Here is a 17,372-nt window from a genome sequence, read left to right as displayed (position 1 = left end):
GGCCCGCCTGCTATCGGACGGGCGCCGGCATTTAACCTTCCCCCGTTCCGCCTACGGTTTTGAGGCAGGAGAACCCCGCCGCCATGGTGGCGACAATAACGCGGGTTAAGCGAGCGCGTCCCCTCTATGTCAATGCGACCCGTTAGTAACCCTTGAATAACATCACAAACAATCAACTATCATAAATGCAATAATTAAAATTTATATCTTTATTCTCTCAAGACCATCATTAAAAGCCGGAATAATAAACCGCTATTGGCGTATTACTGACACCAAACGCCTTTCCCAGCCTAAACACGAAAACGGCCGCCGGGTGAAGGGGCCGCGAAATAATCCCCGGTATGGCCCATCGCCGTTTCGCACGAATTGATAAAATCGCCCGCTTTTATCCTCTTCTTGTTGATATTTGGTAGAACTTGAGTTTGTGAAACTATTTACAAAATAAATATTATTACAATTAATCAATTACTCATGCACCTCGAATAATCCAAAAAGATGATGAGTCGATAATCAGGAAAAGCAATGTATCAGCTCCGTATCCGCACGTTATTACGCACACTGTGGTGCCAATTGGGCATCCTGGCCGTGGTTTTGCTCCTGTCTCGTTATTGGATGCTGCGTGTTTTCGTCGACCCGCGGCTTATGGCCGGCCATCCGGGGGCTATGGAAACCCTGTGGCTGACCGGGATCCGTTTTGATTTGCGGGTCATCGCCATTTTGCTGCTTCCCGGTCTCCTGTTTGGCCTGATTATCGCCATGGGAGAACGAAGCTGGGGTTGGCTCACCCGCGGCATTTACGTCTATGGCGGGTTAGTGGCGTTTATCATTCTCCTGTTTTCCGTTGTCAACTTTTATTACTACCAGACTTTTCATGATTTTATTGATATTTTTGCCTTTGGTCTCAAGGATGATGATGCCGGCGCGGTATTGATAACCCTCTGGCAAGACTACCCCATTGTCCGGGGAATGCTGGCGGTCTTGGCAATAACCGTCCTTGATATGCTATTAATCCGGTTTTTTCTGTCCACCGCCGGCCGGTCGATAAAAAGGCCTTGGCCGGCCGGCCTTTTCGTCCTCTATTTGCTGTTCAACCTGGCGGTGTTCGCCGCCATGGCGCGCGGCAGTTTCAGTACCTTTCCCCTGCGGCGCAATGATACGCAAATCTCAACTATCACCGCGCTCAACAAACTCGCCCCCAACGGTTTGATGGCCGCTTCCTGGGCCTTTGGGGATTACCAGGAAGATGTCAGTTTCAAACCGGTATCACGGCAAACCGGCGCGCAACTGTTGCGCCAGGCCGGGCTGGATTCGCTGCAAGAACGCACGCCGGCCAATCCATGGCTGGCGGCTCACCACCCCAATGTGGTCATGGTATTGATGGAAAGCATGGGCAGCAACATGCTGGCTTTCGATCAGATGCCGGATAACGATTTGCTTGGCGCCCTGCGCGAGCCGTTCGCCAACGATTTTGTTTTCCATCGTTTCGTTTCGGAGGGCAACGGCACGGCGCCCTCCTTCGCCGCCCTGTTCTTCCACAGCCCCGCGCAAAATATCAGCCATTCCTCGGCGCAACACGTGGTGTTGACCGACACGCCCTATGCCCTCTATAAGCGGGCCGGCTACCAGGTGGTATTTATCACCTCAGGCAGCCTGATGTGGCGCAACCTGGGCAATTATCTGCCCTATCAGGGAGTGGACAAGGTGTATGGCCAGGAAACGTTGGAAAGCCTTTATCCTGAATCAAGACGGGAAATAACCGATTGGGGCGTGCCGGATGAGTACGCATTTCGTCTGGCGGCGAAACTGTTGGCCGAAAGCAATCGTCCGATGTTTATCAGCATCCTGACGGTCACCAATCATCCGCCTTATATCGTACCGCCCCATTACCGGCCGCTACCGGTGGACGCCACGCCGGAGATGATGGCCCATGCGGAAGTTTCCGCGCCGGCGCAGAAAATTATTTTGCAAACGTACCAATACAGTACCGATGCGCTGGGCCGATTTATCGCCGCCATCAAAAATTCGCCCTTGGCCGATCATACCCTTATCGCCGCCAGCGGCGACCATCAAATGCGTCGGCTGAAAGCCGTATATCCGCGGGAGCAGTTTCTTGATCGCGGCGTGCCTTTCTATTTGTATGTGCCGCGTCAAATCCTCGCGCACTGCGCCTGGCGCTACGATCCGGCGCGGGTCGGTTCCCACAAGGATATTTTGCCCACCCTGTATGCCTACTCCCTGTCGGATACCCCCTACCAGGCACTGGGCGGTCGCAATATGCTGGCGCCGACGGACGATACCCGCCGGGCGTTCGGCTATAACGTCGAATTATGGGTGGATGATAAAGGCGCTTATCCCCTGGCGGGCCGACCGGCCTTCTATCCGTGGGCGACGGACGGCAGTCTGCTTCTGCAATCCCGGGCGTTGCCGGTGGACAAAACCCTGAGGCAACGCCTGATCGCTTATCCCGCGTTACTGCGCTGGCAGTTAAACGCCCGCATTAAAGGCTATAGCGATTGACCCTTTCCGACGGACGATGGCGGCATCAGGCCAGGGAGCTTTTTGCCATCGACACATTGTTTTTGCCGCGCCGCTTGGCCTTGTACAAGGCGATATCGGCCTGATGAATACAATTCATCAGGTCGTTACCGTAATAATACATCACTACGCCGATGGAGACCGTCAATGTAAACGGCTGCGGCGAATCCGCCAAAAACAGCGTATTGGCCACAGTACGGCGGATCCGCTGGCAAACCTGCAATACCACCGCCGGATCCTGGCTGCGAATAAATATCAGGAATTCCTCCCCGCCGTACCGTCCGACAAAATCCTTGCCGCGGAGGGTGTCGCGCAGCACGCCGGCAATCTCGAATAAAAGTCGATCGCCAATCAGATGCCCAAACCGGTCATTGACCTGTTTGAAATCGTCCACATCGATAAGCCCCACACCGAAAGATTGTTTTTCAGTGGATAATCGCGTGATCTCCTGATCGACCCGTTTTCGGTTGTTCAAGGTCGTGACACTGTCTATCATGGCGAAATCACGGATAGCCAGGCTGTTTTCCACAAAGTTTTTTTTAATCACCAGGGCATAATATGTGATGAGAAAACACAGGCACTCCAGGAAGGGATAACCCGGGACGGCATTGAGATCTCTTGGCCACGGCGTCGCCAGCGGCAATAGGCTTAACTGCACGGCGATAATCAGTACGGCGATGAAAAAAGCGGTTTTCAGCGGGGGCTTTTGCCAAATCTTTACCGCCAACAACAACACAAAGAGCAGCAGACTCACCATCCGGTCATAAAAAGTCGCTTGCGGACCCGCCAGCGAGAGGAGCAGCGCGCACAGGCCACTGGCCCAACCGCCGATGATAGTGGTCATTATAAGCGGCAGGTTGGCGAAACTATTGATGATATTATCTGGATGGCCGATAAACTGCTGGCGAAGGCATAACGAAATAACGCCGCCTACGGCGCCAAAAAAAAGCCGTTTTTGATAAGAAGATGAAAACGAAAAGGCGGTATGTCGGCTTAAAAAAAAATAGGCGATTGATAAAGTGGCGTAAATAGTACAGGCGGTAACAAAGACAGCAAAACCCTGTGTCAAAATCCCCATTCCTGAGCACCTTAATTAAATAATAACATTTTTAACATCTTATTATTAATACAATAGAGTTATTATTCATATATTCTTATATTCTTATCCGTAAATTCCTAATGCAATGTGAAATTCATCGGATAACGCCATAGCGTTAACAACTGATGTCAATAGTTTAATGTTGAAGTAAACACCTTGGTTAGCGTTTTATCTAATCGTTTATATCGATCGTAATTGTCAAAACGATAGATAAATTCTATCAATATTTGTTTAACTATTGTTATAAACGATCAAAAATGAACATGTGACTAAATTTCATACAGATATGACAGCGCAAAATTCCATAATGATATAAATCATAGCCTATGCTTGCGCAAATTTCAGTTAAGTCATTTCCTTATTCTCTTTACCGACAAGAGTCGAAAAACGGGAGAGCCAAGCATTGACTTATCGGGTTAGGCCAGTCATTGTCTAGCATTATTTGATTTTTCCGGGCCTAAACGCTGGGTCGTCTGCGGTGAACCGCGCCGTTATCATGCGGCAATGACGCGTAGCCGACGAAGAGGCAACGTTAAGTATGCCGCGTATAAACATAACGGGACCGTCTTCATGAATAATTATTTCCCTCCATGACATTTTTATCCATTTAGCGAAGGGCTTATTTAGGCAATAAATAATAATAGACCCACGATACGCGCTCTCTTTCCAATACCCTTTCGGCATTCGGTGAGAAATGATTTGGTCGGAAACGAATTCACATCGCCGGCCATCCGGCAACGGGAAATCTGGCAAGTGTCGGCCAATGGTAATGTACGGATACAAAAAACCCCGTTCGATCGGATGCGCTTTTTCGTAACATCATCAGACGGGATACCAACCAGAGGCAGCGCGGATGAATCGCAGGCAATTACTCTTGGGCGCCGTGGCGTTATTTACCCTGCGGGCCGGCGAACTCAGGGCGTCGCCCCAGGAAGCCAGCGGCGACGATATCCCTTTGTGGCCCATGGCGCCGCCCGGCGGCGGCGGTCCCATGGGCGGACCCGTGCTGACGCCGCGCGGCGCCCTCATGGGAATAGCGCGTCCCTGTGTCCGGGTGTTCCGGCCCTTACGGGCCAATGGGCGGGCGGTGCTGATTGCGGCGGGCGGCGGGTATCGACGGATAGAAATGCGGCAAGAGGCTTGGCCGGCCGCCGCGTGGCTGACGGCCCGCGGCTATACCGCATATGTGTTAAGCTACCGTTTGCCAAACGAAGGCTGGCATGACGGTAATCGCGTGGCGCTGCAGGATGCACAACGGGCGTTGCGGTTGCTGCGCACCCGCGAGCGGCGCCTGGGCGTACTGGGATTTTCCGCCGGAGGGCATCTGCTTGGCCTGGCCGCGGCCCTTGGCGATGTTGCCGCTTATCCGCCGCAGGACGCATTTGACGACATTCCCATCCGCGCGGACTTCGCCGCGCTTATCTACCCCATCATTACGTTGCAGGCGCCTTATACCCACACCTCCACCCACAACGTCCTCCTCGGACCGCATGCCACGAAAGCCGAGGAAGCGCGCTGGTCGGTACAAAATTTTGTCTCGCCGCATTCGCCGCCGTTCTTTATGGCGCAGGCGAAAGACGATGCCATCGCCAATCCCGAAAATACCCTGATCATGGCCTCGGCATGCGAACGCGCCCATGTGCCGGTGGAACTGCACCGTTTTACCCGCGGCGGGCACGGTTTCGGCATGGGCCGAGCCGGGACGCCCACCCTGGCGTGGCCCGGCTATTATCAAGACTGGCTGGATCGTTATGCCTAGATTTCGCGGCGGGCGCCGGCCCGCCGCAACGGCAACCGATTAGGGCAGCGACCCGGAGGTTTTGCTGTGCGCCGGGCTCTGGATATCCAGGGGAACTTCTTCCGCCTCGCTGGTTATGGCCGGTTCAACCAAACTGCTGGCGATGCCCCAATAATAGCAGACCAGACCCAGAGCGATGATAAGTACGCTGTCCAGCGGCGCGCCAATGGCGCCTGTGCCGCCGTAAGTGCCGAATCGGGATATCAGGAACACCCCGATGTAATAAGCCAGTAACCACCAGGCGCCCGACAGCTCCTGACTGAATCTGTCGTTCTTCTTGCCCAACAACGCGTAGGCCACCCAAGCGACCGTCAGAATTGGAATCAGGATTTCGTTAACGGACCAGCCGCTCCAAAAGATCAGCAGGGTACTGGCAATGAACGCCAGGGGGCTCAAGATGCCAAACAGCGGTAGCCGAAACGGCCGTTGCATCATCGGCATGCGGCGGCGAAAAGCGGCGGCGGATATCGGACCGGGCATATACGTGAATACCGTGGCGGAAGTCACCGCGCCTATCAGGCCGCCCCACACCTGGAACTCGGAAGGCAGCGTCCAGGCGATGGCCAACACCAGTGACAGCCATAAGGCGCCGCGGGGTACGCCGGAGACTTCATCCACTTTACCAAAAACCCGGAAAAGATGGCCGTTGCGCGCCCAGGCGAACAACACCCGGCTGGCGCCGGCCAGATAGATATTCCCTGTACCGGCGGGAGAGATGACCGCATCAACCAGGATCAGGTTGATAAGCCAGGTGATGCCAAGACTGCGCGCCAAATCGGCATAAGGCGACTGGAAAATCTGTTTAAGTCCCAACCAGCCATGCGCAGAGAGGATATCCGACGGCACCGACCCCATAAAGGCGAATTGCAGGGAGAGATAGATAATGAAACTGACGGCGATGGCCAGCATAATGGCTACCGGGACATTGCGCTGGGGGTTTTTTGCCTCGCTGGCGAAATCCACTGCCTGGCGAAAACCCAGATAGGCGAAAACGATGCCGGCGCCGGTTAAGGATGAAAATACGCCATGAGCGCCGCCCGGCGGCGGCGCCGGTACAGCCAGATTGGCCCGGTTAAAGTAGCCGAACAACGTGATTATCACCATGATGGGGACAATGAATTTGAAGGTGGTGATAATGGTATTCACCCGGCCAAAAAAACTGACGCTCCAGTAGTTGAGCAGAAAAAACACCACCAGCAGCAGAATCTGCACCAGAAATCCCAGCATACTGGGGCTGCCGTCCCCATGGCCAAGAGCCGGCCACCAGTACAACGCGTATTGTCTGACCGCCTCGACTTCAACGCCGGCGGTGCTGGTATAGGCCAACAGCGAACTGACGCCGATAACGAATCCAACCACATTGCCGTGGGTGTAATTGGGGTAGCGGACGAAACCGCCGGCGCGGGGCAGCGCGGCGGAAAGCTCGGCGAACACCAGCCCTATCAGCAGTACGATGACCGCCCCCAGCAGCCAGGCGTACCCCGTCAGCGCGCCGGCATAACCCGAACTGGTGAGCGCGGCATACAGCCAGCCCGATCCTATCATCGACCCCACGCCCAGCAGCGTGAGATCGACCAAACCCAATTTTTGTTTCAATGTCCCCTGAGCCATAATGACACCACCTGGAAAAAGTCAGGACATGCATCCTAAACGGGATGCCTACACATTCCGTCTTTTGCAGACGAAATAGCCACATGGAGTCCGGAGCAGGATACGTGCCAGTCTGACCAACGCCAGGAAATCGGCGGCTTGGTGACCATGCGCCGTTTGGCTTGTTTTTTACCATTGCGCACCCTTTCGGCGCGTTCGCCCTTCTTTAGGGCAACGCGCGCCCCGGTTCCCTCGGCGTGGGGGAATCAAACTATCGCGACATTGCCCGACAGCGGCGGGACACCGCTTAAATATTGACGAAAATCGCCAGGGCGATGCCGCCGAACAGCAGCCACTTGACCACATAATAGAGCGCACGGTTTTTTTTTCTTCAAGGCTTTACCGACTTTGCGCACCGCATAGATATATTTGAACGCCCGGTTAACGGCGCCGGTGCGATCAGTGTCATTATTGGGCGCCACGGCCGCGCTGAGTAAATGGCGTCCCAGCCAATGATTGACCGACTGTGCCCAGCGGTGGCGCATGGGACGCTCAATATCGCAAAACAGGATTAACCGCGGCCGGCCGCTCTGATTTTCCGCGTAATGGATGTAGGTCTCGTCAAACAGGACATCCTGCCCGTCGCGCCAACTGTAGCGCTGGCCGTCCACCTCAATGAAACACCGATCATCCTCGGGGGTGATAAGTCCCAGGTGATAGCGCAACGAACCGGCATAGGGATCGCGATGGCGGGGCAAACGGCTGCCGTCCGGCAGTTCCGCGAACATGGCGGCCTTTACCGATGGCAGCGCGCGCAGCAACGCGGTGGTTTTTGGACACAGTGCGGCGGCGGAAGGATGGCTTTCCTCATACCATTTCAGGTAAAAGCGTTTCCAGCCGGTTTTGAAAAATGAATTGAATCCCGCGTCATTGTATTTGTCGGAGACCTTGATTTCCCTTAGCGCCATCAGCGCCATGCCCTCGTCGCGGATCATGCGCCAGTTGGCGCGCAACGCCGCCAATTCCGGCAACACTTCCGGTTTGAGAAACGGCGTCAAAGGACTGGCGGAAAACGAATACATAAAAACATTGATGGGTGAAACAAACGTGGAATGATCAGCCAGCTGCCGCCAGAAACCGAAACGGACCCGGCCGCGATAATGCACATAAACCGCGCAAAGAATAAACATCAGCAGAATAAAATATTTCATATCGGCCCCGAATGACTTGTCATCGTAACAATCACATTGTCCCCGGACCGCACGGTCGCGGGCGATGAAAGGATAGCCAAGCACAACGCGGCGAGGATGGAATAACTTTTTGAAGACCGGCGGTTACGGTCATGCCGGGCGCGGATGGCGGCACCGCACACCCGGTCTCCGCCGGTGGGTTACCTCTCCGCTCGCCGTCGGAGAGCATCGGTCGGGATAGCGCCTGCCGAAGCCCATAAGCAATGACGGGGCAGGCGAGGAACGTTCGCGTTAAAAATATTAACCACGTCCCTACATTTTGACAACAACATGTGATGCTATTGCGCTTACTCCACTGTCCAGGCCTCAGAAAACGTACCCGATTCAAACAGTTCGGTCAGGCCGGAGATCTGCTTTAAGCGAAGCACCTCATCGGCATCCATGCCAAGCTCCTTGGCGATTTTGTCATCTTGCCAGCCCAGCCGCGCCAAATCCCGGACAATATCGGACATGGCGGCGATCTGATGTTTGCCGCGCGCCCGGTTATGGCGAATGGTGGCGGCGATCCGATCGGTTTTCTCCCCCCGGCCGGTTTTAACGCAGGTGACCGGCAGATAGCCATAGAGACGGGTACGCAAGGCTTTCTGCTCCTGGCCCAGCAGACTGCGGTGAAAACCGTCTACCACAACGTATTCGCCGTCGGCGGCATTTTCCTGCCAAACCACAATAGGTTGGGTGTAACCGTCTGTTTTGAGGGAGGTGGCCAGCAAACGCTTTTCCGTCGGCGCCATACTATTGGGATTATAGTCATTGGCTTTTACCTGTTCCGCTTTAACCCACAGCACGCAATCCGTCGGCTCGTCGCCAAACGGACTTTGTTCGTGTAAAAACTGTTTCAGTCGATTAATGGCGACAATACGCTCTTCACGATCCATTGCGCCAAGCGTGTCGGCCAACGGCCGGAAAAATTCTTCCACCTTCATATAATTCCCCATTCTTTGCGTTTTTCCTGCATGCGTTTCATATACCGGTCATAATGCTGAGCTTTGTTGGGACCGAACGATAAGGTATAGCACCAAAAATCGTTGCGAATAAGTGTCTTACAAATGCGCCTCCATGAGGGAATATCCTTGGCATTAAGATCTTTGTCCTGCTCTTCGGGAATATCCACCGGGAACCCGCGGGTTTGATACCACTTAAGATATATGGCGATTTTGGTGCGATAATGCTCGGCGGTTTTTTCCGGCATACTCTCAAGTAAAAACAGCGCATATTGTTTCCAGGTGAAATGATCGGGTTTGGTGATTTTGTATTTCCCGTAAAAATTACCTGACTGGTGAGCGTAAAGCTCGCCGGAATGCGCGCCGGCGACCCGCTGACAGGCTTTCCCCCAGGTTTCGGGTTCCAGAACATGATAAAGCCACAATCCCTGACGCTGTTCTGGTCCGAACGGCTCGCAGATGCGCATCGCGCGAAACGGCACGCCGGCCTGGTACATCAACTCATAGAGCGGATTATAAGGCAGGCCGGTGACGGAGAAATAATGCCAGATATCTTTAACACGCCAGTCATATATGGGATAGGCATTATAGGAATAGCCGCCGGGCGAAGCCGTGGTCCAGGGCTTATCGTCCGCATAACGCATTTTGGCGCCGGAACTGATGGTGGAAAACCGATTGAGGGATTCGTCGGTACGAATGCCTATCAAGATGGCCGCACTGGTTTTTTTGGCGAACCAGCGGGCAAAAGCGGGCACGAATTCCTCGAAGGTCATGGCATAGCGGTAAAACGGGAAATAATCGTAATCGGTTATGGCATCGACCGGCGGATAGCGCACCCAATCGGCGCCCGGCTGCCAGGACACCCATTCCGGTTGGAGCTGGGACACGCCATTGACGGTGGTCAGCGGCAACGCGACCCAGTAGAATTGGTCGATGTCGTCATGATACAACGCTTTCAAACGCAGAATATGATTAATGGTTAGATTGAACTGTACCTCCCAATCGATAAACAACACACTAAACTTTCGCTTTTTCCGGCGGGCCGTGTCCGCCACCAGATGCAGCAATACCGTGGAATCTTTACCGCCGGAAAATGACACATTAACCTTATGAAAATTATCAAAAACCCAGGCTATTCTTTCCTTAGCGGCCACCAGAACATTTTTACCCAAGCCTATTTTTCTTATCAAAACAATCCCCTGATGAAATTGTTAGTAGAAGACATGATATTGGATAATTAATAAGTTCTTAGTGATAAATCCATTTCAATATTTAATCAATGATATTTAGTGCGTTAATTATTCATATGCCTACTTCGGGCCGGCAGCGCGCTTTTTTGCCAGGTGGGGCCATAAGAAGGGATATTGCCGGTTGTCGTTATCCTAACGTGCCGTTTTCAGTCGGTCGCCGCCGCGCCGGGGGAGATGCCGCGGTGCCGTTTAAAGGCGCGACTGAATGCCGGCTCGGATTCATAACCAAGCCTCTCGGCCACGGCGGCAAGGGTGTATTTCTCTTCTCTTAACCACTGCTCGGCCACTTGCATCCGCCAGGCGGTCAAATACCGGACAGGGGAACACCCCAGCATGGTGGACAAACGCCCGGACCGACGGGCGTGGCGCCGGTATTCGCTATGCTCTCTTCCTCCTTCGGCGAGTTTCGCATCGAGATACTCGATGTCCTGGCGCAAGGGGATCGCGTGGCGGTACGGGCCGCCATGTCCGGCGTGCACCAAGGCGAACTGTTTGGCATCCCGCCCACCGGCCGTACATTCACCGTGGCATTGCACGAATTTCATGAATTTCGCGACGGCCGGGTCGCGAAAACCTGGCATATGGAGGACTGGTTTTCGTTGTTCAACCAAATCGGCGCCTTCCCCTCCCCCGGAAAATAGCCGGGGGTCATCCCGCGGGCGCGGGATAAGGATTATCGATGGGCGTTGAGGTAGCGGTGAATCGCGATGATATCCTGTTCGCCCAGGCCGTCGGCCACGGCGTCCTGCCACAGTTCGGCGATGGTGCGCAACCCCGGCATTGACAGCTCGCCGGCAGCGTCCAACGCCAGCCTGGCGTCTTTCAGCGCCAGCGATAGCTGCATCTGCGGCGTATAATCGCCCGCCTCAATGGCCGCCAGTTTGTTTTTGACATAAGGCGCCGCCAGGGGACCGCCATCCAGGCACTGCCAGACATTTTCCGGGGCGAAGCCCAATTTTTCGGCCAATTGCACGCTTTCCGTCATGCCCTGTACCATGGAGATCAGCCAAGCATTGACCACCAATTTCATCCGCGATCCCGCTCCGGCGGCGCCCAGCCAGCGTGTGGATTTGGCGATGGCGTCGAATACCGGTCGTACGGCTGCCGCGCGTTCGCGCTCGCCGCTGGCCAGGATGGTAATCAGCGCCTGCTCGGCCGGCGCCTTGGTGCCCGATACCGGCGCGTCAAGAAATACCACATCGGCGCGGGCCGCCGCGATGGCGGCGCTGATACGATCGGTGGCCACCAGGCCGATAGTGCCCATTTGCACGACAACCGCGCCGGATTTTGCCTGCTTGACGATACCGTCTTTTCCCACCAGCACGCTTTCGGTGATGGCAGCGTCGGTAAGCATGGCGATAATCACATCAGCTCCCCGCACCGCCTCATGGGGCGTATCGCACAATCTCAGGCCGGCGCGCTCCAGGTCTTCACCCCGCTGCCGCGTCCGGTTCCAACCCGATACGGTAAAGCCTTTTTTAACCAGATTAGCCGCGAAAGCATGGCCCATAGCGCCCAACCCAAGTACAGTCACCACTGGAAGTTCATTCATTACAGCTCCTTTTTGCTATTGACTTAGTCTGACGATGACCTCACGCCTGCGTCGGGTTTTAATGATACGCCCTTCATGTGTTCGGCCTGACAGTCAGGCGAATCAAGCGGCAAGCGTGCCGGTTACCTCCTAGAGAAGCGGGATAACGGGACCGGGGACGCAACAAACGGCTAATGCGTTGTGCCAACGGTTGGCTGTTCAGACAAGACAACGCCCGTCAATGCCGACACAGGCGTGGCCGGCATTGCGGCGCTGCCGACTTGCAAAAAGTCTACGTCTTGCCACGGGAAGCTGCATAACAAAAATAGGTTACCAGGTGTTTTCAACGGAAAGATACGTTTATCCGTGACGACAGCGGTATAATATGTCAAAAAAGAAAATGATAGGTACTGAGCGGCAGTTCGGACACATTACCATATGTCAAATGCTCGCCATTGATTTGTACTTCGGCCGTTTGCGCATTGACCTCAACATTATCGTCCTGAGTGATGGCGTGGTTTACCATACTGTGCTTGGTAACATTCGCGAAATTCGCTATCGCCACCCGCCTATCCACCGACAGGCTTTGCCAGAAGGCCTCGCCTTGTCCTGTCGTAAACAGGACGCTTTTTTTCACCGCCTGTCTGATATGATAATCAAACTGGCGTGACATGGCCCAGCTTATGGAAAAATTAGGCGGGGTTATGACAGTGCCGGACTTGAGAATCCGCTCGGGTATGATGCCAAATAGCGCCGGTTGCCAAAGAACGATATCGGCAATTTTCCCCTCTTCAATACTGCCGATATGCTGCCGGAGGCCTAAGGCAATCGCCGGGTTGATGGTATATTTAGCCAGATACCTTTTAATCCGCATATTATCATTGGTGTTATCACCGGGTAGCTGACCGAGAAGCGCCTTCGCCATGGCCGCGGTTTGCCAGCACCGCATCACCATTTGGTCAGAGCGGAAACCTTCTTTACCGGACATGACCAATGCAATGGCGCCCCGGTCATGCAACAGCGCTTGAGCACGCAGAACAGAAGGAAGGGTAAATTCATTGCCTATCAACGCATGCCCTTCGCGATTAATATTTTTGCTATCCTGATAAGAATTATCGGTGAAAGGCATTTCCGAGATAAAAGATCCGGTAATGAACTTTTGGCTATTAAGGGCGGCAATTCCATCAGGCCGATGCCCCCCTGCGACATTCCGTAATATGACTGGTGGGCTTGCCGAGCTAAATAAGTTACTGAGTTGGACAAACTCTTCATTATAAAGGGTTTCGTTTAGCGTATCGGAAGAGATAAAAAGAGGAATGTTCTCTTGTTCATGGAAGGAAATATAGGCTTCAAGTGAAGCTTTATTGACGCCGAACTGCTCGCTCATGTCGAGGGCCAAAGGCCCAGAAATCATCTGATCTCGCAATACCTCCGCAAAATCGTTATTGAGATGACCAGCGTTACCCCGTAAGGTAAAGCCAAGATTGACGGGTAATTGAGCCAGCAAACTCTGCATTTCCCTCATTTGTTGCGGACCGGAAAGTGTGCCGTTGCCACCCCCTACCAATGTGGTAACACCGGAAAAAAAGGCATTGATAACGTTATAATTATTATGGAAGTCAAAATTAATGTCGACTGCGCCAGGCGTGGCGATCAATCCTTCGCCAGAAACAATTTGTGTTGTCGGTCCGACAGGAATATTCACACCAGGTTGTATTGCCGGATTCCCGGCTTTGCCGATATTCTGTATGTTACCGTCTTTGATGCCGATATCAGCTTTTACAATACCCCAATGATCGAGGATGACAGCATTGGTGATAACCACGTCCGCCACTTCATTACGTCCCATGCTGCTCATCGCCATATCGGAACGCAGGTTACGGCCCAGCCCCGACATCACTTCCTCGCCATAAAGGGTAAAATCCCGCTCGATCACCGCCCACAGATTCGTATCCCCCAATCTGATGCCGTCTCCGTGAGTCGGCCCATGCAAAAGCGCGTGATCCTTTCGGGTTATCTGCACCGTCCCCCCCGCCGGCAAACGGGGGCCCTCGACCGGGCGGCTGGCGCCGCCATAGGGAACAATGGGCAGGGTTATACGTTGTCCGGGATTAAATTTTACCACCGTGTTAGCCGGTATATTCAACCGGTATCCACGCAAACTTTCCCTAGAGACATTCACTTGCAAATCGTCGTTGATATCCGCGAGATTCACATGAGAACTAAGAAATATCGGTCTGTTACCCCGATGCTCAATTTCCAACTGAAATACTGGACGGCCAGCATTCAGTGTTAAGTCACCCTCACCATATGTTATTTCACTGGGAATACGGTTTGCCATGATAATAAGCCCTATTGGATAATGGGGTGGTTGAGTGTAACCCGTTTTATACCGTCAGGTAAGGTCAGTTCGGCACTCACAGAAGTCAGCATATCCGCTACCTTTTCTTTGACATCGCTCTTGAAAAGCAGTCTCCAGCCGTTGTTGGGAATATTGCTGGGGCCGGCCCCTTGATTAGGCGCATAATTGCTTTCATTGGGTATGGCTCCTTGTTCGCGAACATAGTCCATTACCGCCGCGATGATATAGGCTTCCGCCTCGACGAAATTAATCCTTAATCCTCGATTTAGGCGCTCTCTGGCAATCACGCCCACCAGATAAATCAGCAGGTTTTCTATATCTCTTGAGCTCAATCGCATTACTGCCTCCTATTTATTGTTGATACAGGAAGTATTTTTGTCCAAATGTCAATTTGCAAGATGTCAAATCAGCATCGAGAACTTTTAGAGATCACGAAGTGATGAACATTGTCTGGCACATAAACATACGACCAGCGCTTTTCAATTTCTTCGGTATATTATCATATTTACCATCAATCAAAATAACGAAAAGTTCAAAGCCAAGGGTAATGTTTGATATTCATCATAACCCAGTTCTTCTCCCATAGCGGCAACTTTTGCCGTCTCAAGATTGACTGTGATTTCTTTCACCACATCGTTGAAGATCATATCTGTCTTTAGGCTATTCTGTTGCGAAACCTTGGCTAAGGTCTTAGTCAACATCGACCGATTAATATCTTCTCTTCCATCATCCCGGATAAAAACGAGACTTTGCGAAGCTGCGGAGAGACCAAAATCATCATAAAAATCTAATGGTTGGCTCCTATACTCTTCATTGACGTTAATGGGTATGCCCGATTTAATCACCATTTCACACTGTACGCCGAATAACGCCGGTTGCCACAAAATAATATCCGCCAACTTCCCCTCATCCAGACTGCCGACATCATCGGCTACGCCCATGCATAATGCCGGGTTTATCGTGTATTTAGCAATGTAACGCTGAATAAGAAAGTTGTCCGCAATACCCTGCTCTTGCAAAGGAGCAGCCATTCTTTTCATGAGGTCGGCAGATTGCCAACAACGTGTAATCATTTGTGCCACCCGCTCTCCGTTTTCACCTGAAGTCACCACTGGAAGCACACCCTGATGTTGTAAAACAGTCTGTGCCTTGAGCAAATTTGCATGCTTATACAATTCGCCAAATGTCCCGCTTCCATAAGGATAAAGGCTTTTGATATCTGTATAGGAATTTGCTGTATAAGGCAATTCGCTAGCATATGAACTTGATATAATTAATTCAGAGTCTGCTAGCGTTATGCCATCGGGAATGCTGCCTCCCGCAGTGTCAATCGAAATGGCCGTAATGCCGGTTTCCGCTGAGAAGAACTCGCTGTGCCATATTAAGCAATCGACATTAAAGCGTTCGTTAAGGCTGTCGCTTGACAGGCATACGGCCGCCCCCAGATTATTTTGCATAGACATCATTGCCGAATGCAGCGCATTAAGACTCACTCCCGCATAAGCATTGATATCAAGCGACACGACGCCAAAGTCGGTCATTTCATCCATCAACGCCAATGACACTTGTTCATCTATCCTTCCACTGTGATTACCCCGCCTGACTATCCCAAGATTGAGCGGCAAAGAGTCCGTATGCAATAAAATATCCGATACAATATCCGGTGCGATGGCCTCATTTCCTTCCCCGCCGAACAGGGTGGTTATGCCCGACATCAGCGCGTCAGCCAGTTGCTGTGGTTTGCTGAAATCGGTATGTATGTCCACGCCCCCCGGTGTGGCAATTAAGCCTTCTCCGGCTACGATTTTTGTTGATGTGCCGATAGGTATGGTTATATTGGATTGGATATCCGGATTGCCGGCCTTGCCGATAGCCTGTATTCTGCCGTCTCGTATAGCGATATCCGCTTTGCGAATGCCGTGGTGATCAATGAGAATGACATTGGTTATTACAGCATCGGGGACCTGTTGTGCGCTGCGGCCCGACATCATGATGCTATCGCGAATACCTTTGCCAAGTCCTGCGCTTGCCTCATCGCCATAGAAATTTCCCTGGTCGGATAATCTGCTGCCTGACGTCAGGTCCCACTCTATCATAAACCAGATATCAGTATCTCCCAGGCGTACTTTATCCCCAGAGGTGGGACCATACAGTCGAGCATAAGTCTCCCGCGATAATGTCTGTTCCGCACTGGTATTACTGATATTATTGACGCCCGGACCAGGTACCGCACCGCCTCGATGTATCGTGACCGGTACTTGGCGGGTCTCGCCAGGTAAAAATGACAACACCGTATTAGCGGGAATATTAAAACGAAAATGCCTGAGCTGCTCTCTGGCCAAACCAAGATATAAAGCCGGGTTGACTTCAGCAAGATCGCAATGGGAACTGACGCGAATGACACGATTGCCCTGGTTAGTGACAGAAATCGTACTGACGAGACTCCCCCGTTGCAGAATGATATCCCCATCACCAAATATGATTTCGCTGGGTATCCGATTGGCCATCGCTACTCTTCCTATTGTTAGATGAGTCTGACACGGTCCTGCTCCGACGATGGGAGTAGCCGCTCACGGGTATTTTAAATGCAGTCATCAAGTCGTGTTTTATACCAAAAATTATCTTATTGCAGACACAAGCGATTATATTCTACAGACTTCGGGTTACCTCAATGTTGGCCATGATGTCACTTGAATTACTTAACATCAATGAGCCGGTCATCGCATCTGGGTAATCACCATGTCATTCAAATGCACATTATGATCTAACTAAATTCATTTCGACGTTATTGCATAATGCTGTGAGCAATTCAATATTGTTGGGCTATCGGCGCTATAGGTAACCGAACTTTCTCCTAAGCCGGCAATAAAACCCCAAGCTTTACTCAATTATTTATCATAACTTCATTTTCTATGATATTGTTTTTTTCGCTAGAGATCCCATCAAAATTTAGCATGCTAATTAATGATTAGATTATAACAATCCAGACTGCAACACGACAGCATTAAGAGGCAAC

At 52.3% G+C, this 17,372-nt stretch carries 13 protein-coding genes; 3 read left to right on the top strand and 10 right to left on the bottom strand.

Annotated features, from left to right (window positions below; genetic code table 11):
* The first annotated feature begins 522 nt into the window (after window positions 1–522).
* The gene (locus FCN80_RS04935) at window positions 523–2,517 is read left to right on the top strand and encodes an LTA synthase family protein (RefSeq protein ID WP_136988786.1); all 1,995 of its coding nucleotides are present in this window, start codon (window positions 523–525) and stop codon (window positions 2,515–2,517) included.
* A gap of 25 nt (window positions 2,518–2,542) precedes the next feature.
* On the opposite strand, the gene FCN80_RS04930 is transcribed toward FCN80_RS04935, so the two are convergent.
* Window positions 2,543–3,613: a GGDEF domain-containing protein gene (locus FCN80_RS04930; RefSeq protein ID WP_136988785.1), complete on the bottom strand. Its 1,071-nt coding sequence runs from the start codon at window positions 3,611–3,613 to the stop codon at window positions 2,543–2,545.
* Window positions 3,614–4,487: 874 nt separating this feature from the next.
* Here FCN80_RS04930 and FCN80_RS04925 point away from each other — a divergent pair.
* Window positions 4,488–5,393 carry an alpha/beta hydrolase gene (locus FCN80_RS04925; protein WP_136988784.1) on the top strand — a complete coding sequence of 302 codons (906 nt, stop codon included), beginning with the start codon at window positions 4,488–4,490 and terminating at the stop codon, window positions 5,391–5,393.
* Window positions 5,394–5,432: 39 nt separating this feature from the next.
* Here FCN80_RS04925 and FCN80_RS04920 read toward each other — a convergent pair whose 3' ends face one another.
* The 5 genes from FCN80_RS04920 to FCN80_RS04900 all read right to left on the bottom strand — a co-directional run bounded on the left by FCN80_RS04920 (window position 5,433) and on the right by FCN80_RS04900 (window position 10,798).
* A complete protein-coding gene (locus FCN80_RS04920; protein ID WP_136988783.1) occupies window positions 5,433–7,043 on the bottom strand; it encodes an APC family permease in 1,611 nt (536 codons plus the stop codon).
* A 245-nt stretch (window positions 7,044–7,288) separates the two neighbouring features.
* Window positions 7,289–8,233: an aspartyl/asparaginyl beta-hydroxylase domain-containing protein gene (locus FCN80_RS04915; RefSeq protein WP_230492487.1), complete on the bottom strand. Its 945-nt coding sequence runs from the start codon at window positions 8,231–8,233 to the stop codon at window positions 7,289–7,291.
* A gap of 326 nt (window positions 8,234–8,559) precedes the next feature.
* Entirely contained in the window at window positions 8,560–9,195 is a 636-nt protein-coding gene (locus FCN80_RS04910) for an IbrB-like domain-containing protein (protein ID WP_230492486.1), read from the bottom strand.
* Entirely contained in the window at window positions 9,192–10,385 is a 1,194-nt protein-coding gene (locus FCN80_RS04905; protein WP_230492485.1) for a phosphoadenosine phosphosulfate reductase, read from the bottom strand. The genes FCN80_RS04910 and FCN80_RS04905 overlap by 4 nt, the downstream gene beginning before the upstream one ends.
* Before the next feature lie 224 nt (window positions 10,386–10,609).
* Window positions 10,610–10,798: a helix-turn-helix transcriptional regulator gene (locus tag FCN80_RS04900; RefSeq protein WP_136988780.1), complete on the bottom strand. Its 189-nt coding sequence runs from the start codon at window positions 10,796–10,798 to the stop codon at window positions 10,610–10,612.
* Between the two features lie 45 nt (window positions 10,799–10,843).
* Between FCN80_RS04900 and FCN80_RS04895 the strand changes: the two genes are divergently transcribed.
* Window positions 10,844–11,104, top strand: coding sequence for an ester cyclase (locus FCN80_RS04895; protein WP_230492484.1), 261 nt, complete (start codon window positions 10,844–10,846; stop codon window positions 11,102–11,104).
* A 32-nt stretch (window positions 11,105–11,136) separates the two neighbouring features.
* On the opposite strand, the gene FCN80_RS04890 is transcribed toward FCN80_RS04895, so the two are convergent.
* From FCN80_RS04890 to FCN80_RS04875, 4 genes are all read right to left on the bottom strand, one after another.
* Window positions 11,137–12,015, bottom strand: coding sequence for an NAD(P)-dependent oxidoreductase (locus tag FCN80_RS04890; RefSeq protein ID WP_136988779.1), 879 nt, complete (start codon window positions 12,013–12,015; stop codon window positions 11,137–11,139).
* A gap of 367 nt (window positions 12,016–12,382) precedes the next feature.
* Window positions 12,383–14,335 (bottom strand): urease subunit alpha, encoded by a 1,953-nt coding sequence (locus tag FCN80_RS04885; RefSeq protein WP_136988778.1) that lies wholly within the window; start codon window positions 14,333–14,335, stop codon window positions 12,383–12,385.
* 11 nt (window positions 14,336–14,346) lie between these two features.
* Window positions 14,347–14,694 carry an urease subunit gamma gene (locus FCN80_RS04880; protein WP_136988777.1) on the bottom strand — a complete coding sequence of 116 codons (348 nt, stop codon included), beginning with the start codon at window positions 14,692–14,694 and terminating at the stop codon, window positions 14,347–14,349.
* 177 nt (window positions 14,695–14,871) lie between these two features.
* Window positions 14,872–16,863: an urease subunit alpha gene (locus FCN80_RS04875; RefSeq protein WP_136988776.1), complete on the bottom strand. Its 1,992-nt coding sequence runs from the start codon at window positions 16,861–16,863 to the stop codon at window positions 14,872–14,874.
* Window positions 16,864–17,372 lie beyond the last annotated feature (509 nt).

Source organism: Martelella alba, from assembly GCF_005217455.1.
Taxonomy (GTDB): domain Bacteria; phylum Pseudomonadota; class Gammaproteobacteria; order Enterobacterales; family Enterobacteriaceae; genus Acerihabitans.
Note: the sequence above shows the minus strand (reverse complement) of the source record. Positions and strands in the feature narration are given on the sequence as shown.

Excerpts from the sequence above, each read along its gene's own strand:
- FCN80_RS04875 (WP_136988776.1), bottom strand. The coding sequence starts at position 16,863 with ATGGCCAATCGGATACCCAGCGAAATCATATTTGGTGATGGGGATATC.
- FCN80_RS04920 (WP_136988783.1), bottom strand. The coding sequence starts at position 7,043 with ATGGCTCAGGGGACATTGAAACAAAAATTGGGTTTGGTCGATCTCACG.
- FCN80_RS04930 (WP_136988785.1), bottom strand. The coding sequence starts at position 3,613 with ATGGGGATTTTGACACAGGGTTTTGCTGTCTTTGTTACCGCCTGTACT.
- FCN80_RS04935 (WP_136988786.1), top strand. The coding sequence starts at position 523 with ATGTATCAGCTCCGTATCCGCACGTTATTACGCACACTGTGGTGCCAA.
- FCN80_RS04910 (WP_230492486.1), bottom strand. The coding sequence starts at position 9,195 with ATGAAGGTGGAAGAATTTTTCCGGCCGTTGGCCGACACGCTTGGCGCA.
- FCN80_RS04895 (WP_230492484.1), top strand. The coding sequence starts at position 10,844 with ATGCTCTCTTCCTCCTTCGGCGAGTTTCGCATCGAGATACTCGATGTC.
- FCN80_RS04885 (WP_136988778.1), bottom strand. The coding sequence starts at position 14,335 with ATGGCAAACCGTATTCCCAGTGAAATAACATATGGTGAGGGTGACTTA.
- FCN80_RS04915 (WP_230492487.1), bottom strand. The coding sequence starts at position 8,233 with ATGAAATATTTTATTCTGCTGATGTTTATTCTTTGCGCGGTTTATGTG.
- FCN80_RS04900 (WP_136988780.1), bottom strand. The coding sequence starts at position 10,798 with ATGCTGGGGTGTTCCCCTGTCCGGTATTTGACCGCCTGGCGGATGCAA.
- FCN80_RS04880 (WP_136988777.1), bottom strand. The coding sequence starts at position 14,694 with ATGCGATTGAGCTCAAGAGATATAGAAAACCTGCTGATTTATCTGGTG.
- FCN80_RS04925 (WP_136988784.1), top strand. The coding sequence starts at position 4,488 with ATGAATCGCAGGCAATTACTCTTGGGCGCCGTGGCGTTATTTACCCTG.
- FCN80_RS04890 (WP_136988779.1), bottom strand. The coding sequence starts at position 12,015 with ATGAATGAACTTCCAGTGGTGACTGTACTTGGGTTGGGCGCTATGGGC.